This window comes from Collinsella sp. TF05-9AC (genome assembly GCF_003438495.1).
Taxonomy (GTDB): Bacteria; Actinomycetota; Coriobacteriia; order Coriobacteriales; family Coriobacteriaceae; genus Collinsella.
Window position 1 is genome coordinate 93,389 of record NZ_QSSH01000003.1, and the last position, 17,981, is coordinate 111,369.

The 17,981-nt window shown below is 59.1% G+C and carries 15 protein-coding genes; 9 read left to right on the forward strand and 6 right to left on the reverse strand.

What is annotated here, in order from left to right:
- Positions 1–74 precede the first annotated feature (74 nt).
- The 7 genes from xseA to DXC52_RS01880 all read left to right on the forward strand — a co-directional run bounded on the left by xseA (position 75) and on the right by DXC52_RS01880 (position 7,074).
- Positions 75–1,526, forward strand: coding sequence for an exodeoxyribonuclease VII large subunit (gene xseA, locus DXC52_RS01850; protein WP_370446114.1), 1,452 nt, complete (start codon positions 75–77; stop codon positions 1,524–1,526).
- Between the two features lie 42 nt (positions 1,527–1,568).
- A complete protein-coding gene (gene xseB, locus DXC52_RS01855) occupies positions 1,569–1,835 on the forward strand; it encodes an exodeoxyribonuclease VII small subunit (protein ID WP_006234311.1) in 267 nt (88 codons plus the stop codon).
- A 49-nt stretch (positions 1,836–1,884) separates the two neighbouring features.
- The gene (locus tag DXC52_RS01860) at positions 1,885–2,220 is read left to right on the forward strand and encodes a histidine triad nucleotide-binding protein (RefSeq protein WP_117745909.1); all 336 of its coding nucleotides are present in this window, start codon (positions 1,885–1,887) and stop codon (positions 2,218–2,220) included.
- A gap of 41 nt (positions 2,221–2,261) precedes the next feature.
- Positions 2,262–3,152: a LysR family transcriptional regulator gene (locus DXC52_RS01865; protein ID WP_117745910.1), complete on the forward strand. Its 891-nt coding sequence runs from the start codon at positions 2,262–2,264 to the stop codon at positions 3,150–3,152.
- Positions 3,153–3,271: 119 nt separating this feature from the next.
- Positions 3,272–4,450: an MFS transporter gene (locus DXC52_RS01870; protein WP_117745911.1), complete on the forward strand. Its 1,179-nt coding sequence runs from the start codon at positions 3,272–3,274 to the stop codon at positions 4,448–4,450.
- 102 nt (positions 4,451–4,552) lie between these two features.
- A complete protein-coding gene (locus tag DXC52_RS01875; protein WP_117745912.1) occupies positions 4,553–5,731 on the forward strand; it encodes an acetate/propionate family kinase in 1,179 nt (392 codons plus the stop codon).
- A gap of 164 nt (positions 5,732–5,895) precedes the next feature.
- On the forward strand, positions 5,896–7,074 hold the full coding sequence (locus DXC52_RS01880; RefSeq protein WP_117745913.1) for an acetate/propionate family kinase: 1,179 nt from the start codon (positions 5,896–5,898) through the stop codon (positions 7,072–7,074).
- A gap of 351 nt (positions 7,075–7,425) precedes the next feature.
- Here DXC52_RS01880 and pta read toward each other — a convergent pair whose 3' ends face one another.
- Positions 7,426–8,406, reverse strand: a complete 981-nt coding sequence (gene pta / locus DXC52_RS01885) for a phosphate acetyltransferase (RefSeq protein WP_055309798.1) — start codon at positions 8,404–8,406, stop codon at positions 7,426–7,428.
- A 231-nt stretch (positions 8,407–8,637) separates the two neighbouring features.
- Between pta and glf the strand changes: the two genes are divergently transcribed.
- Together glf and DXC52_RS01895 are read left to right on the forward strand one after the other, a co-directional pair.
- Positions 8,638–9,840: a UDP-galactopyranose mutase gene (glf, locus tag DXC52_RS01890; protein ID WP_117745914.1), complete on the forward strand. Its 1,203-nt coding sequence runs from the start codon at positions 8,638–8,640 to the stop codon at positions 9,838–9,840.
- Complete coding sequence (locus DXC52_RS01895) at positions 9,833–10,864, forward strand: glycosyltransferase family 2 protein (protein WP_117745915.1); 1,032 nt, start codon at positions 9,833–9,835, stop codon at positions 10,862–10,864. The genes glf and DXC52_RS01895 overlap by 8 nt, the downstream gene beginning before the upstream one ends.
- A 372-nt stretch (positions 10,865–11,236) precedes the next feature.
- On the opposite strand, the gene DXC52_RS01900 is transcribed toward DXC52_RS01895, so the two are convergent.
- From DXC52_RS01900 to ppk1, 5 genes are all read right to left on the reverse strand, one after another.
- Complete coding sequence (locus tag DXC52_RS01900; RefSeq protein WP_117745916.1) at positions 11,237–12,238, reverse strand: P1 family peptidase; 1,002 nt, start codon at positions 12,236–12,238, stop codon at positions 11,237–11,239.
- A 101-nt stretch (positions 12,239–12,339) separates the two neighbouring features.
- Positions 12,340–12,921 (reverse strand): nucleoside triphosphate pyrophosphatase, encoded by a 582-nt coding sequence (locus DXC52_RS01905; protein WP_117745917.1) that lies wholly within the window; start codon positions 12,919–12,921, stop codon positions 12,340–12,342.
- Positions 12,918–13,460, reverse strand: a complete 543-nt coding sequence (locus DXC52_RS01910; protein WP_055287259.1) for a DJ-1 family glyoxalase III — start codon at positions 13,458–13,460, stop codon at positions 12,918–12,920. Before DXC52_RS01910 ends, DXC52_RS01905 begins: the two co-directional genes overlap by 4 nt.
- A 105-nt stretch (positions 13,461–13,565) precedes the next feature.
- Positions 13,566–14,894, reverse strand: coding sequence for a 23S rRNA (uracil(1939)-C(5))-methyltransferase RlmD (gene rlmD, locus DXC52_RS01915; RefSeq protein WP_117745918.1), 1,329 nt, complete (start codon positions 14,892–14,894; stop codon positions 13,566–13,568).
- 98 nt (positions 14,895–14,992) lie between these two features.
- Positions 14,993–17,401, reverse strand: a complete 2,409-nt coding sequence (gene ppk1 / locus DXC52_RS01920) for a polyphosphate kinase 1 (protein ID WP_117745919.1) — start codon at positions 17,399–17,401, stop codon at positions 14,993–14,995.
- Positions 17,402–17,981 lie beyond the last annotated feature (580 nt).

Consider the following 17,981-nt stretch of genomic DNA (forward strand, 5'->3'; position numbering starts at 1 on the left):
GGCGCTGTACTATGTGTTGGACTTGAATCTGCGCAGGGTCGAAGCCCTTGTGCTCGATAACGAAAGGAGGCTGCGTGGCAGGCTGGAATCTAACCGGCAATGCCGTTTCCGCCGAGTTCGACGGTTCGGACGATCAGGAGCGCAAGGAGCTTAGCGTGAGCCAGGCAGTGGAGATCGCCGCCGGTGCGCTCGATGCCATTCCGCAGCTGAGCGTTCTGGGCGAGGTCACAGGTTTTCGTGGTCCTAACGCCCGAAGCGGTCACTGCTACTTCCAGATCAAGGACGACTCGGCCGCCGTCGACTGCATTATCTGGAAGGGCGCCTATCTCAAGCGCACCTTCGATCTGCGCGATGGCATGCAGGTGAGCTTTAAGGGCAGCTTCAATCTCTATAAGCCCACGGGTCGCATGAGCTTTGTTGCCCGCTCATTTTCGTTGGCGGGGGAGGGTCTGCTGCGTCAACAAGTGGCGCAACTGGCCGAAAAGCTACGCCGCGAGGGCCTGATGGACGAAGCGCGCAAGCGCCGCATCCCGGTGTTCTGCTCCCGCGTGGCGGTCGTCACCTCGCTTTCGGGTGCCGTAATCGACGACGTCAAGCGCACATTGCGCCGTCGCAACCCGCTCGTCGAGCTTGTTTGCGTGGGCGCCAAGGTGCAAGGCGAGGGCGCGCCGGCAGAGCTCATTGATGGCTTGCGCCGCGCCGCTTCCATTACGCCGGCGCCCGACTGTATTTTGCTGGTGCGCGGCGGCGGCTCCTTTGAGGACCTCATGACCTTTAATGACGAGGAGCTTGCCCGCGCGGTGGCGGCTTGTCCTGTGCCCGTGGTGACCGGCATTGGCCATGAGCCCGATACCTCGATTTGCGACATGGTGAGCGACCGACGCGCCTCCACGCCCACGGCGGCGGCAGAATCGGTGGCGCCGGCTATGACGGAGTTGGCCGATGTGCTCGAGGCGCGCCATCAGCGTCTGGGTGCCGCGATGGCATCGATGATTGGGTCGGCCCAGGTCGACCTGGAGATGCTCGATCAGCGCGGTCGCCGTGCCTGGGATACCTATACGGCTCGCTTGGGTGATGCGCTCGATGCCGCTGCGTGTCGCCCGTGCCTCAACGACCCCACATTTATGGTCGAGCGTCGCGAATCGGAGCTTGCACTGACTGCCGATCGCCTGTCGGGCGCCATAGTACGCTCGGTCGGGACATTCCGCTCCAACTTTGAGCGCTTGCCCGAGCGTCTGATTACAAGCACCTCGGGGCTCGATGGTAAGCGCCATGCGCTCACGCTTGCGAGTTCCCGCCTAGAGCATCAAGGGCGCACGATGCTCAGCAAGCCAGCGTCCGACCTGAGCCGTGCGGCAGCGTCGCTCGACGCCCTGTCGCCGCTCAAAGTGCTTGCTCGCGGCTATTCCATCGCGTACAGCGATGATGGTGTGGCTACGAGTGCCAAGACCTTTAAGCCTGGCGACGCCATTCGCGTGCGCATGGCAGACGGCAGCGTGGCAGCAACGGTCGATACGGTCGAGTAGACCGCGTTTCGCAGTGATAGACCCTTAGGAAAGGAAACAGATATGGCAGAGAAGACCCCGGTCGAGCAGCTTACGTACAAGCAGGCCTCGCAGGAGCTGGAGCTCATCATCCGCAGCCTGGAGTCGGGCGATATGGAGCTTGAGGAGTCGCTCGAGAGCTACACCCGCGGCGTCGAGCTCCTCAAAAGCCTGCGCACCCGCCTGTCCGATGCCGAGCAGAAGGTCTCGGTGCTCCTTAAGGACGTCGACGGCAACGACGTGCTCGCCGACGGCGAAGCCGCCAACACCGACGACAACCTCTCGTTCTAACCATCCCGACCAAATATAATTACCTTGGTCTGCGAGAAAGGAACCAACCATGTGTGATTGCATCTTCTGCAAAATCGCCAACCACGAGATACCCTCGACCGTTGTCTATGAGGACGACCAGGTCATCGCGTTCGACGACCTTAATCCCCAGGCGCCGGTCCACACGCTCGTGATTCCCAAGAAGCACTACAGCGACATCGCCGACAACGTGCCTGCCGAGACCATGGGCGCCATGGCTCACGCCATCCAGGAGGTCGCCAAGGCCAAGGGCCTGGAGGACGGTTTCCGCGTCATCTCCAACAGGGGCGTCAACGCCGGCCAGACCGTCATGCACTTCCACATGCACGTCCTCGGCGGCAAGAACCTGGGCGAGAACCTCATCTGAGGGCGCGCAGTCCGTCGCCTTGGCTGCCTTTGGAGTAATCTATGCAGCTTTCTCAACTCGAATACCTTCAAGCAGTAGCGAGCTATGGCGGCGTGCGCAAGGCTGCTCGCGCCGTCCATGTGAGTCCACAGGCCGTTTCGTCGGCAATTAAGAAGTTGGAATCTGAGTATCAGATCGTTTTGCTCAACCGATCGGCGGGGGAGGCTGTTTTGTCTCCGGCGGGCAGAGAATTTGCGCGTCGTGCACGCGTGATCCCGGCGCAAGTCGACGATCTCAAAAAGTGCGCTCAATCGAGGAACGGCGGCGTTTCGCCCGACGGCCATTTCCGTCTTTACGCCCCCCGTCTTCACGGGCGGGGGCGCCTTTTTTCCGAAAATTGGTACGACTCGTTTGAAAGTTCGCACCCTCAGATTCACCTTGATGTGTGGCATCAGCCAACGGCAACATGCTTTGAATCACTTATACTTGGAATTTCGGACGCGGCTATCTCGTTTGAGGAACCACGGGACAGCGTCCTTTCTTCAAAATATATGGGTGAAAAGGAGCTCAGGGTTCTTTCATGCCCAGCTGGTCATCAATCTGTTGACGCTATGACCATTCGTGAGTTACTGGGCGGCAGGCTCGCTGTTCCCATTAATTTGTCACCCTGTCTCAATGCAATCAATCAATGTCCCGAAGCTCAGCTGGTTAATTTCCGCTTTCGCGATGTCGAATACGGAAGCAGGGCGCAGGCTGAGTTTCTTCAAGCCGGGGGATTGATATTGAGTTTTTCTGGCTCTTCTCTCGCATCAGATGGATTGGAAGTGAGCGAGTGCTCTATTGAAGGCTCGCATGACGTAGCCTTGCCCATCTACTTTTGCTATCGACAAAATGCCTGGACCGATCGACACCAGACGGTTTTTCTGCACCTATTGCGTCATCTTGCTTCGTGAGATTAATTGGCTTCGAGGCGTCAAGTGATTATTGACGCCTTGCAACACATAGCTGACAGCTTTGCCCTCATGCTTTTCCAAGATTCCGATTTAGATTGCTGACTCTTGGAGGGCGGAGCATGAAAAATCGTACGGTTTTGCTTTATATAACGTTCGTTTTTCTGTCGAACTTCAGCACTATTTTGTATTTTCTGACGGTTTACCTTGAATTCGTCGGATTCTCGATAGTGGCGATTTCTAGCATGATGATTGCATATCAAGTGAGCAAGTTCATCCTCGAAGTTCCCACTGGCTATATTGCCGATAGGTTTGGACGAAAGACAAGCGGTCTCGTTGGCGTCGCGGGAATGCTTGGATACTACGCCGCCCTGCTTCTCGTCCGTTCCCCTCTGCTTTTAATCGGTGCGTTCGCTCTCAAAGGTTTTGCCGCTGCATGTATGAGCGGGTCCATGGAAGCAATTTACATTGACAGTGTCTCTCAGGACCAGCTCATAAGACTTAATGTCATTGAGCGATTTGTTTTCTATGCCTCTTATGCCATCTCCGCTTGCGTGGGCGGTTTCATTTCGTCTGTCGGTGCATATCTCATTGGTCTTTCGGCAGATATCATCGCAATGGTGTTGACGTTGGTTGTTGTTGTCTGCATTCCTGAGATGCGAAGAGGGGGCACTGCGGCGACGCTTGAGCGTGGAACTAGCCCGAAGATGATCGGTGCCGCTATTGCGTGTAATGGCATTCTTCGTTCGGCGTTCATCATGGACTGTTCTCAGGCATTTGCTTTTGTCGCTCTGGAAGACTTTTTCTCACTGCTGCTTGCGGGTCGCGGAATGAATGCCGTCGCTTCGGGTGTGACCATTGCGGTCCAGCTCCTTGCCTCGGCTTCCATGGGGCTTATTGTGCCGAGCGTGATTGCTCATGTCGACAAGGGCCGTTTTGCGCGTATTTGCGGCATCGTGCGCCTTTTCCTGACTGCTCTGTTTTTGATTCCCTTTGCTCCGGTCTATCTGCTGCCCGTGTTCTATGTGCTGCAGACGGTCGCATACTCGTTATTTGCTCCCATTAAATACTCAATTTTTCAAAATGCTGCCGATTCTTCGATTCGCTGTTCACTGATTTCGGTTCAAAGCCAGATGGTTGCGGTGGGCGCTATCCTTTTCTACTTGTTCAATGCTGCGTTGAGCAACATCGTGGGCATTCGAGTCGTATTGCTTATCGCGCTCGGGATTTCCTCTTTGGTGTATATCCCCGCGCTATTTCGTCTTACAAGTCAAAGGCCATGCGTATTTAGGCACCGATAACTTATATATCAACGCAATAAACCCGAGCGCGAGGGCGTTTGGGTTTATTATTGAAGCGTATGTAACCTGGCGGCGCCACACCGCCTGTTAGTAGGGAGACACATGAACGTTCTGGTCGTCAACGCAGGATCTTCGACCCTTAAGTATCAGGTCATCGATACCAAGTCCCACAAGGTGTCCGCAAAGGGCTCCTGCGAGCGCGTCTGCTTTACCGGCGGTACCTTCACCCACGCTGCCAACGGTTCCAAGAAGGTGACCGAGAACATCGAGTTCCCCGACCACAAGGTCGCCATCGAGGTCGTCCTGAAGGACCTCGAGGCCAACGGCGTCAAGATCGAGGGCATCGGCCACCGCATCGTTCAGGGCGGTTGGTACTTTGGCGATTCCTCCCTCGTCGACGAGGACGTTCTCGCCAAGATCCGCGAGGTCGCCCCGCTCGCCCCGCTGCACAACAACCCCGAGGCCAACGTTATCGAGTTCTGCCTGGAGCAGTATCCCGACCTGCCTAACGTCACGGTCTACGACACCGCCTTCCACTTCAACATGCCCGAGGTCGCCAAGACCTACGCCCTGCCCAAGGACGTTTGCGACAAGCTGCATATCCGCAAGTACGGCGCTCACGGCACCAGCTATCGCTATATCTCCAAGAAGGTCGCCGAGATGACCAACGGCAAGGCTCGCAAGGTCGTCGTGTGCCACATCGGCTCCGGTGCTTCCCTGTGCGCTATCGAGGACGGCAAGTGCATGGATACCACCATGGGCCTCACCCCGCTCGACGGTGTCATGATGGGCACCCGCTGCGGCTCCATCGACCCGGCCACCGTGTGCTACCTGCAGCGCGAGGGCGGCTACACCTTCGACGAGGTCGACGAGATGATGAACAAGAAGTCCGGCCTTTTGGCTGTGACCGGCGGCAAGACCAACGACTGCCGCAATGTCGAGGAGCTCGCCGCTGCTGGTGACCCTGAGGCTCAGCTCGCCTTCGATATGTTCGTCTACAAGATTGCCGCCAAGGCTGCCGAGATGGCCACTTCCATGTGCGGCATGGACACGCTGGTCTTCACCGCCGGCATCGGTGAGCACGCTCCGGCCGTTCGCGCCGGCGTTGCCGACCGTCTGGCCTTTATGGGCGTCAAGATGGACCATGCCCGTAACGCCCTGCGTGGCGACGGCGCTTGGTGCCTGTCTGCCAAGGATTCCAAGGTCAAGATCTTCGTCATTCCCACGGACGAGGAGTTCATGATCGCTTCTGACGTCGAGCGCATCGTCAACGGCAAGTAATTGCAAGAGGGGAGGGGCTGGACGACCAAGTGCCGTTCAGCCCCTCTTTTGCGCTCGTTGGGCGATATGCCTGATAGCTATTTATTAAGATGTGATAACTTCTTATTAAAATGCGGTCGCCTTAAGAGGTCTGCGTCGACCGTATTGCACTGCAAAGGAGTCTCATGAACGTACTTGTTGTCAACGCCGGCAGCTCAAGCCTTAAATATCAGCTTCTGGATACCGATACCCGCGAGGTTTTCGCCAAGGGCAACTGCGAGCGTATCGGCTCGGACATGGGTATCTTTGGTCATTCCGAGAACGGTGGCGCCAAGCAGACCGAGGAGGTTCCCTTCCCCGATCATCGCTCTGCTATCGCTTGCGTGCTCGAGGAGCTCGAGAAGACCGACTTTACGATTGATGGCATTGGTCATCGTATCGTTCAGGGCGGCTGGCACTTCGATGATTCCGCAGTTGTCGACGACGAGGTTATGGCCAAGATTCTCGAGGTGGCCCCGCTCGCCCCGCTGCACAACTACGGCGAGGCCGCAGCGATTGAGTATTGCCGTGAGAAGTATCCGGAGCTGCCCAACGTGGCGGTCTTCGACACCTCGTTCCACATGACCATGCCCGAGGTTGCCTACACCTACGCGCTGCCCAAGGACGTTTGCGACAAGTACCACGTGCGCAAGTACGGCGCCCACGGCACGAGCCACCGCTATGAGTGGATGATGGCCAAGGAGATCCTGGGTTCGCGCTGCCACCGCCTGCTTTCGTGCCATCTGGGCAACGGTGCTTCGCTCGCTGCTATCGAGGACGGCGTGTGCCGCGACACCACGATGGGTCTCACGCCGCTCGATGGCCTGATGATGGGCACCCGTTGTGGTTCCATCGACCCGGCCACCGTGTGCTACCTGCAGCGCGAGGGCGGCTACAGCTACCAGGAAGTCGATGACATGATGAACAAGCAGTCTGGTCTGCTTGCCATCTCGGGCATCTCCAACGACGCCCGCGACATCCGCACGCGCGCCTCCGAGGGCGACGAGCGCTGCCTGCTCGCCTTCGATATGTTCGCCTATAAGGCCATGCAGCAGGCCGGTTCCATGATCGCTTCCATGGCGGGCGTGGACACCATTACCTTTACCGCCGGCATCGGCGAGAACGACTGGTCGATCCGCAAGGCCTTCTGCGACTGCTTTGAGTGGCTGGGCGTACGCATCGACAACAACAAGAACCGCGAGGCCGTGGGCAACGGCCCGCAGGTCATCAGTGCCGCCGGTTCCGCCGTCACGGTCATGGTCATCCCCACCGACGAGGAATACATGATCGCCCACGACGTCGAGCGCCTGACCAAGAACAACTAACGCGCGCATTTGCAAGTAAACGAAAGGCCTCCAAAGCAACAGCTCCGGAGGCCTTTTTGCTAGCAGGCGGAAATACCAGTCCCAAAGTGACCATCGTCAGTAACGCCTGCACTCCCAGCAACGGCACCCGGCCATCCAGATCTTCAGCCTCAGCTCGTAGCCAAGCCGCCGTCCACCCCAGATACCCTGATTGCTACGTGGCGGTAGAAGGCCGTACGGGCTAACCCCTGAAAACACTCCGCAGACCAGAAACGCCCCCGTTCGTAGCTCCGAAGGAGCAGAACGGGGGCGTTTCATTGGTCGAGGACGTTTTCAGGGGTTAGCCCGTACGGCCTTCGGGCGATGCGTACGCTACTCAGCCATCTGAGCCTGGACGGCGGTGATGGCTACGACACCCACGATGTCGTCGGCAGAGCAGCCGCGCGACAGATCGTTGACCGGCTTGGCGATGCCCTGCAGGATGGGGCCGTAGGCGTCGGCGCCGGCGAAGCGCTGGACCAGCTTGTAGCCGATGTTGCCGGCCTCGAGGTCGGGGAACACGAGCACGTTGGCCTTGCCGGCAACGGAGGAGCCGGGAGCCTTGAGCTGGGCGACGGTGGGGACAATAGCGGCATCGAGCTGCAGGTCGCCGTCGATAGCGAGCTCGGGAGCCTTCTCCTTGCAGAACTTCACAGCCTCCTGGACCTTCTTGGCGACCTCGCCGCCAGCGGAGCCCATGGTGGAGTAGGAGAGCATGGCCACGTGCGGCTCAACGTTGCCCATGAAGGTGGACCAGGAGTGAGCGGAGGCGATGGCGATCTCGGAGAGCTCGTCGGAGGACGGGTTGATGTTGAGGCCGCAGTCGGCGAAGATCAGCGTGCCGTCAGTGCCGAACTGCGGGGTGTCGGTGCACATCACGAAGAAGGCCGAGACCAGCTTGGTGCCCGGGGCGGTCTTGAGGATCTGAAGCGCGGGGCGCAGGGTGTCGGCGGTGGAGTGGCAGGCGCCGGAGACCAGGCCGTCGGCATCGCCCATCTTGACCATCATGGTGCCAAAGTAGGTGGCGTCCATCACCTGGGCGCGAGCCTGCTCGATGGTAACGCCCTTCTTGGCGCGGAGCTCGGCAAACTTCTGCGCGTACTCCTCGTGCTTCTCGGCATTGCGCGGGTCGATGACGGTAGCGCCGGGAACGTCGATCTCGTCGGGGTTGCCCAGGATGACGATCTTTGCCAGGCCCTCCTCGATGATTTTGGTGGCCGCGACGATAGTGCGCGGATCCTCGCCCTCGGGCAGGACGATCGTCTTAAGGTCGGCCTTGGCGGCAGACTTCATACGGTTTAGGAAATCGCTCATGTTACTCCTTACAAGCGTTTCGCTAAGCTCCAGGCACCCGGCTGTTCACGAATAAACCCGCTGCTAGCGGGTTTACCTTTCAATTATGTACGCCGCGGTGCTTGAGCTTTCCTTGTGTGGCAAGCTCATTATAGGGCGCATTAGCGCTATAATCGCTCTGATAAATATGTCTCGAAGAATGTTCGAGAAAAGCCCAGCTAACGAGCCCGTGGCTTTTGACAAGGAGTATCGATGCAGATTACCTCAGGCCTGCCTGAAGGCTTTAACGCCGGCGCGTACGACATGATTGTCGTCGGTGCTGGATATGCCGGTGCCGTTTGCGCCCGCCGTCTTGCCGAGACCATCGGCTATCGTGTTGCCGTTTTGGAGCGCCGTAGCCACATTGCGGGCAATGCCTATGACTGCACTGACGAGGCCGGAATCCTGATCCACGAGTACGGTCCGCATATCTATCACACTTTTAACGAGCGCGTGCACAATTTCCTGTCGCGCTTTACCAAGTGGACGGATTATCAGCACAAGGTGCTCGCCAACATCAACGGTACCCTTATGCCCGTGCCCTTCAACCATGCGAGTCTCAAGCTCGCCTTTGGTGACGAGCGCGGCGAGGAGCTGTATCAGAAGCTCGTGGAGACCTTTGGCAAGGATGTCAAGGTGCCCATTATGGAGCTGCGTAAGAAGAACGACCCGGATCTTGCCGAGGTCGCCGATTACGTCTACGAGAACGTCTTTTTGCATTACACCATGAAGCAGTGGGGCCAGACGCCCGATCAGATCGATCCCTCGATCACCGGCCGCGTTCCCGTCTTTGTGGGCGATGATGACCGCTACTTCCCGCAAGCTCCCTTCCAGGGCATGCCGCAGGAGGGCTACACGGCGCTCTTTGAGCACATGCTCGACCACGACCTGATCGACGTGTTCTGCGACGTGGACGCCCGTGACCTCTTTGAAATCGACGAGACTACCGTCAAGATCGACGGCAAGGTCTATGGTGGCGAGATCGTCTACACCGGTCCGCTCGATGAGCTGTTCAATCTCGACTTGGGCGCCCTGCCGTACCGCACGCTCGACATGAAGTTCGAGACGCTCGATATGGACCAGTTCCAGTCCGTGGGCACCGTCAACTACACCACGAGCGAGGACTACACGCGCATTACCGAGTTCAAGAACATGACCGGTCAGATCCTGCCCGGCAAGACCACCATCATGAAGGAGTATTCCAAGGCCTATACGCCCGGCTCGGGCGAGACGCCGTACTACGCCATTCTTGAGCCCGAGAACCGTGAGCTCTATGAGCGCTATCTTGAGCGCGTCCAGAACCTGACGAACTTCCACCCGGTGGGTCGTCTGGCCGAGTATCGTTACTACGATATGGACGCTGTGACCAATTCCGCCCTCGATCTTTCGGATGAGATTATCGCCTGCCATGCATAAAGTCATAACATTCGGTATTCCCTCGTATAACGCCGCCAAGGACATGGACCATTGCATCACCTCCATCTTGGAGGGGAGCAATTACGCCACCGATATCGAGATTATCGTAGTGGACGACGGCTCCAAGGACGAGACGGCCGATAAGGCCGACGAGTGGGAGGCACGTTATCCCGGTATCATTCGCGCGGTGCACCAGGAGAACGGCGGCCACGGTATTGCCGTCCTTTCGGGTCTGCGCGAGGCACAGGGCACCTACTACAAGGTCGTCGACTCGGATGACTGGCTCGATGCTGCGGCTCTTTCGACTATGCTGTCGATTCTGCGTGGCTTTGAAGAGCGTGACCAGCGCGTTGACCTGTTTATCTCGAACTACGTGTACGAGAAGGTTTACGAGGGCACGCATACCGCTATTGGCTACAAATTTGCCCTGCCGCGCAAAAAGATCTTTTCCTGGGATCAGATCGGTCATTTCCGCCTGGACCAGAACCTACTCATGCACAGCCTGTGCTATCGCACGGATGTGCTGCGCGAGTCCAACCTTCCCATGCCGCCGCACACGTTCTATGTGGACAACATCTACGCCTACGTGCCGCTGCCGCGTTGCAAGACCATGTACTACGCCGACATCGACCTCTATCGCTACTTTATCGGTCGCGAGGGCCAGAGTGTCAACGAGGCCACGATGGTCAAGCGTCTGGACCAGCAGTTCCGTGTGACGCGCATCATGATGGAGTCGTACCACCTGTACAGCGATGTTGAGTCGTCGCGTCTGCGCTCGTACATGATGGGCTATTTCACCATGATGATGGCGATCTGCTCGGTGCTCACCAAGCTTTCCGAGGAAGATTGCGCCGACGAGCGCCTAAAGATGCTGTGGAATGATTTGAAGGCCTACGACGAGCGCATGTATCGTCGTGCCCGCTACGGCGTGGTCGGGTTCTTCACCAATCTGCGCGGACGGGCCGGAGACAAAACCACACTCGGCCTATACCGTCTTGCCTCAAAGATCTTCAAATTCAACTAGCTGCTGAGTAATCGCTGTTGATAGGTTGACTGGGCCCCTTGGCCTTTAGTTTGCTACTGCGAACAGTCCTGCTCGCACGGAAAGCACATTAAGTGCTTTCCGGCTCGTGCGGAACTTGTATCAAACTAAAGGCCAAGGGGCCTCTGCTATAAGAATCGATTGTCAGTTTATTTGAATTTGAAGATCTTCGACGCGCGGTACACAGGGGCCTGGGCTGAAAAGAATCTGGTTGGTAGGTTGCCCGGTGGGGCTTGGTTATGTTTGTCGCGAGTTCCGCACGAGCCGAAGAGCACTTAATGTGCTCTTCGTGCGAGCCAGGACTGTAGAGCAGCAAACATAACCAAGCCCCACCGGGCAACCGGTCAGGTTAGGCTACTTCGCGGCGCCGGGGATGCCGTGGGAGGTTTTGGCGGTTTTGGCTCCGTTTACGATGGCGGTCTGTAGGGCCCTTACGGCGAGCATGCCCAGTAGGTCTAGGGGAACGGCGGCGCTTGCCTGGGCGCCCAGTTTGCCGCTGGCGAGGGTGTAGATGGTGTCGCCGTCGTTGGTGGTGTGTGTGGGGCGGATGGCGTGTGCGTAGGCGTCTGCGGCCATCTGGGAGACCTTGGTGGCTTGTGCCTTAGTGAGTTCCACGTTGGTGACGATGCAGCTGATGGTGGTGTTGGTGCGGTCGAGCGGCATCTGCATGGATCCGGCGGCGGCAAAGGCTGCGAGTTCCATGTCGACGATCTGGTCGCTATCGGCTGCGGCGCGCATGCCGGCGACCCACTCGCCGGTGAAGGGGTCGACAACGTTGCCGCAGGCGTTGACCGAGACCACGGCGCCCACCTTGATGGGGCCGAGTGCCACGGCGGCAGCTCCAAGGCCGGCCTTCATGCAGGTGGCAGGCCCCATGAGCTTACCCACGGTAGCGCCCGTGCCGGCGCCTACGTTGCCCTGTTCGAGCTTGGTGGGGGTGTGGTCGAGTGCTTCGCGCACGGCGGCGATGCCGGCCTCAATGTCGGGGCGCACGGTGGGGTTACCAAAGGCGAGGTCGAAGATACAGCTGGAGCACACGATAGGCACCTGCGTGGGGCCGACGGGAAGGCCGATGCCGCGGCTCTCAAGCTCGCGAGCGACGCCGCTTGCAGCCTCGAGGCCAAAGGCCGATCCACCCGAAAGGCAGACGGCGTGGACCTTGTCGACGGTGTTCTCGGGTCGCAGCAGGTCGGTTTCGCGCGATGCTGGAGCACCGCCGCGAACGTCAACGCCGCCGGTGGCGCCCTCGGGTGCCACGATTACGGTGCAACCGGTGCCGGCCTCCTCGTCCGTATAGTTGCCATAGCAAAAGCCATCGACATCGCAGACGTCAATGGCCTCGAGCAGTGTATCCATGTTTAACTCCTATCGGTTTTCCGCCGCGCCTTGTGCCCGGTCGGGATCCGTACGGTACGCCAAAATTGTAGGCGCCGGGGGATACCCAGCGCCAGATGCAATTACGAGAGTTTTTGAATCGCGCGCGCGACGCGGGCGATGGGTAGGCCCACCACGTTATAGAAGTCGCCCGAAATATCGTGCACGAGCATGCGTCCTCCTGTGCCCTGAATGCCGTAGGCGCCGGCCTTGTCCATGGGCTCACCCGAGGCGACGTAGTGCTCGATCTGCTCGTCGGTGAGCTCGTAGAACGTCACGTCGGTCACATCGACAAAGGACAGGCTTTCGGCGGCATGCGGGGCGGCCGTATCGCCTGCCTTAACGATGCAGACGCCGGTTGCGACCTGGTGCGTGCGGCCCGAAAGCTCACGGAGCATAGTGCGCGCCTCGTCCTCGGTTGCCGGCTTGCCCAGAATCTTGCCGTCAAAGGTGACGATGGTGTCGGCCGCGACCGTTAGCTCATTGGGCTCGGCATGCTCGGCAGCAACGGCAGCCGCCTTGGCGCGTGCCAAGCGCTCGACAAGCGTGAGCGGGGCCTCGCCATCAAAGGGCGTTTCGTCGATATCCGCGGGAATCACGCGAATGTTGTAGCCTGCCTCGCGCATCAGCTCTATGCGGCGCGGCGATTGCGAAGCCAAAATCATAGTTGGATGCCCTCGGCGACCTTCTCGACGGCCTTGTCGCCGGCGAGCGTGCGCAGCAGCTCCAATGCAAAGGGGAGGGACTGTGCCATGCCGCTGGCAGTGATGATGTTGCCGTCTTGCGTGACCTTCTCGCCGGTATAGGCGCCTTCGGGGAAGCTTTTCTCGAAGCCAGGGAAGCACGTGGCATGGCGCCCCTCGAGCAGGTCGAGCTCGCCCAGGATAAACGGGGCGGCGCAGATGGCGGCGACGTGCTTGGTTGCGGCGAACTCGCAGACCACGTCGCAGACGCGCTGATCTGCGCGCAGGTTGGTGGCACCGGGCAGGCCGCCGGGCAGCACGACGCAGTCGTACTCGTCAAAGTTGATCTCATCAAAGAGCGCATCGCAGGTCACGGGGATCTGCAGCGAGCTTACGACCTCGCGCGTGGGCATGATCGAGACGAGCGTGGCACGCACGCCGCCGCGACGCATGACATCGACCATGGTCAAGCATTCAATAGTTTCAAAGCCATCGGCGGCGAGAACGGCAACGCTGGGCATGAGGGTTCCTTTCATAGGCGGCATACAATTAGCCGTCTTATACCCCGAAGACCTCCGCTTGCCACGCTCGATTTCCCAATGATTTTCTGAGCAATGATTAAGCGGCTAGTTGCGCCTAAGGTGGACGACGGTCTCGCAGTGGAAGGTTTGTGGGAACAGGTCGACTGGCGTGATCTTTACGGGGGAGAAGGTGCCTTCTTCGACAAAGCGTTTGAGATCGCGCGCCAGGGTGGCCGGGTCGCAGCTCACGTAGGCGACATCGCGGGCACTCGTGCTGGCGATAAGGCCGATCGCCTCGGGGGCGAGGCCTGCGCGCGGCGGGTCGACCACCAAGATGTCGGCATCCTGGTCGGGGAACTCGCGCACCGCGTCTCCGCCAATGACGTCGACGTTATCAAGCTTGTTGATTTCCAGGTTACGGCGTAGATCGCGCACGGCGGGGCCGTAGGCCTCGACGGCAGCGACAAAGTCGCAGCGGCGGGCGAGCGGCAGGGTAAAGGTGCCGGCACCGCAGTACAGGTCCACGGCAAGCTCGTCTTCCTGCGGGTCGAGCGCTTCCATGACAAGATCGATCAAAATCTCGGCACCCTTGGTGTTGACCTGGAAAAAAGACGGGGCAGACAAGCGCATCTGATCCTCGGCGATATTCTCGGTCCATGAGCCCTCTCCGGCGAGCATTTCGACCTTGGAGACACGGCGGGCCTTCTTTTCGCCCTTGCTCATCACGCGTACGATGCTCGTAGGATGAGCGGCGTCCGCCAGCACGCGGGAGACCTGCGAGCGCGGAAAAGAGCCTGTGGGCGTCCAGAGTGCGACCTCGAGTGCCTTGGTGCGGCGCGATGCGCGAATGCCCACGCGTTCGAGCCCCAAGTCATGGCTGCCGCTTAGATAGTTGAGTGCGCCGACGACCGATTTGAGTGCCTTCGGGAAGCGCTTATCGAACAGCGGACACATATCGACGGTCACGATTTTGCTGGGGTCGACACCGTGCATGCCAAGGCGCACGCGACCGTTGACGACGGTCGGTTCGAGCTCGATTTTATTGCGGTAGCCCCAGTCGTCCTTGGTGTGGCAGATGGGCTGTACCAACTCATCTGCCAGCTCAGGAGCGAACTTGCCGATGCGCTCGAGCGTGGAGCGCAGGTTTTGCTCCTTGGCGGCGAGCTGTGCCGTGCGTGAGAGATTGCCCCACGAGCAGCCGCCGCAGATGCCCACGAAGGGGCAGGGAGGCTGAATGCGATTGGGGCTTGGCTCCAGAATCTCGGTGGTGCGGGCGCGCATGAATGACTTGCCGTCCTGTACGACCTCGGCCTCGACGGTGTCGCCTGCCACGGCACCCTGCACAAAGACGGCCTTGCCGTTGTCGGCGTGCGCCAGCCCGTCGGCGCCGTAGGTCATCGATTCTATAGTGAGCTTCATATTCCTGCCTGTCATTCGCGTTGTTGTTCGCACCATGGTAGCAGGGAAAAGCGCCCCGTATCCGAGGCTTTCCTCAAATGCGGGGCGCTTCTACAAACTGCTTCTACAAACGACTATTTCGTCTTGCCGGTAATGAGCGTCTTAAGACCCAGGCCGATCAGACCCAGGCCCATGCGCACGCGGCCGGGGCGATGGCGCTCGATGGCCTTGGTCTTGCCAGCGGGCTTATCGCGACGGGCGCTCGTCTCGGGTGCGGGCTTGGTGACCTGCGGATCGGGCTGAGGTGCAGGTGCAGGCTCGGGCTCAATGACGGTCGCCTGGACCTCTTGGACCTTGGGTGCTACTGGCTGCGGCTCGGCCTCGGAGGCAGGTTCCGCCTCAATGACGGGCTCGGGCGCGGCCTCGGCGTTGCGATAGGCGCGCTCCAGCAGGGCTTCCTGTGAGTTGAAGGGTTTCTCACCCTCTGCACGCTCCACGGGGACCCAGGTGCCGTCGCTCGTGAGGCTGCGGGCCTTCACGTTGTCGCGCAGCTGCATGCCCATGTACTCGTGCACCAGAGCGCGGCAGGTGGGGTCGAGCACGGGGAAGGCAATCTCCACGCGGTGCTCGGTGTTGCGCGTCATCATGTCTGCCGAGCTCAGGTAAATCATGTCCGAGTCCACGCCGAAAGCATAGACGCGCGCGTGCTCCAAAAAGCGTCCGACGATGGAGCGGACATGCACGTTCTCGGTCTTGCCCGGAACACCGGGCTTGAGGCACGAGATGCCGCGGATGATCATGTCTACGCGCACGCCGGCACACGATGCCTCGGCGATCTTGTCGATAACCTCGCGGTCGGTCAGTGAGTTGAGCTTAAAGAACACGCGGGCGGGCTCGCCGGCAAGGGCGCGCTGGATCTCGCGGTCAAGCCCGCGCATGATGAGCGGTTTCAGTCCGACGGGCGCCACACCCAGGAAGCGGTAGTCGCCGCGCAGGTTGCCCAGCGACAGATTGCGGAAGAACAGGTTGGCGTCTTCACCGATGCCGGGATGGGCTGTCATGAGCATAAAGTCGCTGTAGAGTTTGGCCGTCTTCTCGTTAAAGTTGCCGGTGCCCAAAAGCGTGAGGCGGGTGAGCGCCATGCCCTCGCGATAGGTGAGCTGGCAGATCTTGGAGTGGCACTTAAAGCCTTCGGAGCCGTAGATGACGGTGCAGCCTGCCTCTTCCAGACGCTCGGCCCACTCGATGTTGTTCTGCTCGTCAAAGCGGGCGCGGAGCTCCATGAGCACCGTGACCTCTTTGCCGTTCTCGGCGGCATCGATCAGCGACTCGCATAGGCGGCTCTGCTTGGCCACGCGGTAGAGCGTGATGCGCAACGAGATGCACTCGGGATCGTAGGCTGCCTCGTGTACCAGATCCAGGAACGGATTCATGGCCTCGTAAGGGTAGAAGAGCAGCTTGTCGTGCTGCAGCACCTGCTCGCGGATGGAGCGGGTCATGTCGATGGTGGGGTTGGGCTGTGGCTTAAACGGCGTAAAGAGGAGCTCGTTGCGCAGGTGCTCGGGAATCTTGCCCTCAATGCCAAAGACGTAGCCCAGGTTGAGCGGGATATCGCAGGTAAAGACAGAGCGGCGCGAAAGCTCGAGCGCCTTGCGGATAGTCTTGAGCGTCGCCTTCTCGAGCGACCCCGAGACCGCGAGCACTACCGGCTGCAGGCGCAGGCGCTTCTTGAGAATGCGCTTCATGTGCTGGCGGTAGTCCTCTTCCTCTTCGACGCCCTCGCCGTCCGGATCGATGTCGGCGTTGCGGGTGACGCGGATCAGCGCACGATCCAGCGGCTTATAGGAGCCAAAGCAGCTGTCCAGGCAGGCGAGGATGACGTCCTCGAGCAAGATGTAGGAGTAGGTGCCGGTGGGCGAGGGGATCTCGACCACGCGGTTCATCGAGGCGGGAATCTCGATAAGGCCCAGTAGGCTCTCCTCGTCGGTGGCGCCGTCCAGACCACAGGCCAGATAGAGCGCGCCGTTGCGCAGGTTGGGGAAGGGGTGGCGAGGATCGATGACCAGCGGCGAGATGACCGGCGACACGTAGGCCTGGAAGTAGCGGGTTACAAAGGTACGCTCCTCGGGCGTAAGCGAATCGATGTGGGCGCGGTGAACGCCCAAGGTGTCGAGCTTGCCCTCGATGCTCTTAAAGATGGACTCCCAACGGGTAAGGAGCCCGGGCATTTCGGCCATGACAGCATCGACCTGTTCGGAGGCGGTCATATTGCTCTTGTTGTCGACAGGTTGTTTTTTGAGCTCCGCCAGATCGGACAGGCCGCCCACGCGCACCATGAGGAACTCATCGAGGTTGGACTCGAAGATCGAGACGAACTTTAGTCGCTCGAATAACGGAACGGTTTCGTCGAAGGCTTCGTCGAGCACGCGGTTGTCAAAGCGTAGCCAGCTGAGCTCTCGGTTTTGCGTGTATGAGAAGTCGCGCGGCGGTTTGCGCAGCTTTGCGGCGGCTTGCTTCTTTTCGATTTTGCTCGGCATATGCATCTGTCCGTTCAGTCCCCACAGGGGACGGTAGCCTAACACTATTCACTATTGTCTCAATTTAGTCGACCTGTGGCACGGACGTATTGCGTGAACGGTATCTTTACCTACTTCTTACGCTGCCAAGGCATGCAACTAACTGCCTAACTCGTTTAGAAACAATCTATATCCATACTCAATTGGTGAGGATGTATGAATAAGAATGATTGCGAGCTGAATATAATCGAATCCAAATTGAATCATGAACAAACGACATATATATGCAGAAAACCGTTTTAGCTATGCAATTCCTAAACATGAAAATATTTGTGCAATCTAGCTTAATTCCTTAGAAAAAAGAACATTTACCTTTGAAAACCTGCTTTAGAGAACCGAAGTGCATCATGGGGGAATCATATGAGATATACCGTTCATCGCACTTTGCTGACCGTTCGGGGGCGAGGTGGAATTGCAGGTGGTTTTTGGATATAACTAGAGCTGTCAGCAAGCAGCGTCCCATACGGAGGGGCGCTGATACATTCGGCCAGTAAGGCCCGAAAGAAAGGTAGGAGGCCATGACGAAAGGTCTGCACGTGCCTTCCGA